The sequence below is a fragment of the Synechococcus sp. R6-10 genome, assembly GCF_047461815.1.
GTDB lineage: Bacteria > Cyanobacteriota > Cyanobacteriia > Thermostichales > Thermostichaceae > Thermostichus.
Genome location: NZ_JANSHW010000425.1, coordinates 1 through 1,328, shown reverse-complemented (window position 1 = coordinate 1,328; position 1,328 = coordinate 1). Strand labels below are relative to the sequence as shown.

2 protein-coding genes are annotated in these 1,328 nt (G+C 55.3%); both read right to left on the bottom strand.

All coding sequences use genetic code 11. The annotated features are described in order from the left end of the window. Positions 1–247: 247 nt before the first annotated feature. Positions 248–448, bottom strand: coding sequence for a DUF2811 domain-containing protein (locus tag NW837_RS11635; RefSeq protein ID WP_041436785.1), 201 nt, complete (start codon positions 446–448; stop codon positions 248–250). A 619-nt stretch (positions 449–1,067) separates the two neighbouring features. Continuing rightward, the coding region (locus NW837_RS11630; RefSeq protein ID WP_414331675.1) for a dihydrofolate reductase family protein at positions 1,068–1,328 on the bottom strand (261 nt) is incomplete at its 5' end.

Genomic DNA, 1,328 nt, shown 5'->3' with positions numbered 1-1,328 from the left:
TTGGCAGACTCGAAAGTAAACAGAAAGATCAACTGGTAGTAATCCGTACTGAACATATTATACATTATTTTCGGTATAGTTGAGCTTATTATTGACTAGAGTCATGCTCTTTTTTGCCTCTTTTGAGATCCTTTTCACTTCTTAGCCCCCTCCCCCCAGTGTCCAAATGACAGCAGTGGGACAGGATCCCTACTCAGGCTAACAAAAGGTTCCCACTGCCCCGGTTTTCACGGGCCATCCCTGGGGCTCAGTTGCGGCGAAACAGGCTGTCCAAGTAGATGCGCGCCGCCCGCCGGTCGCTCTCCCCACTTTGGAGCAGGAATAACGAGAGCGCTGCCGTCACCACCCGATCCTGATCCCAGTCGGGATGGCGGGAGAGGTAGTTTTGGAGGGTGTCATGCAGCTCCTCGGGAATTTCACTCAAAATGCTAACGCTGTGAGAACTCATAGTCCAACCACTCACTCGGGGTCAAGAGGGGAGAAAACGGCATCCCGCAAAACCTGCGGCCACAGCCAGAACTTGGGCAGCCCGAACAGAGCGAACCCGCAACATCAAAACCCAACCTAGATAGGCCAAGAGCCTCAGCAGGCCCGCAAGAAGAAAAGCAAGCAATATAGGTTCATAGCTTGCCCCTATCCCGGCGGATGGGAGGGAGGGCATTCACAACTGCTCCTAAGCCTGTCGTGGGCCGTAGAACAGATGAAGTCTTTTCTTTCTAAGGAGAGCGCTCGGGAAAATCTCCACACCACTCGCCCTCAGGTGCGGCTATTCTGCCCTTTAACCCACGGGGGGTGTCAATCCCAAGTCAGGGATCCAACAGGACAAAAGCTCTCCATTGGCCTTGATGGGATCGGAAAAAACGGCGCGATCCCGTTACGTTTCTCAGGGTGTAGTCGCCTGAACCTTACCCACCTCCACTTTTCCACAGAAACCCCCGATGCCGCCCCCTGAGGGAAAGGCCCTGTGGAAAACAGCCCACCCGCCTGTGGAAAGTCTGGGGAAAACCTGTGGATTTCCGGGAAATCTGAATTTGTCCAAAAATTTTTGTGTTTGTGTCGAGCATTTCTCAGGGCCACTCAACTCCGTAGCGCAAAAACAGCTCCTTGGAACCGCGGCGGCATTCCAGCAGCTCCAACTGGGGCAGGGATCCCTGCACTTGCCAACCCTCAATGCTGGCAGGCGCATCGGCATATCCACTCAGCAGCACCGGAGCGAGGGTAACCCACAGCTCATCCAAGGCCCCTGCCTGCAGAAATGCCCCCAAAAGCCGCCGCCCGCCCAACAACCCCACCCGTTCAATGCCCAAGCTGCGCAGGCGGGCCAGCCG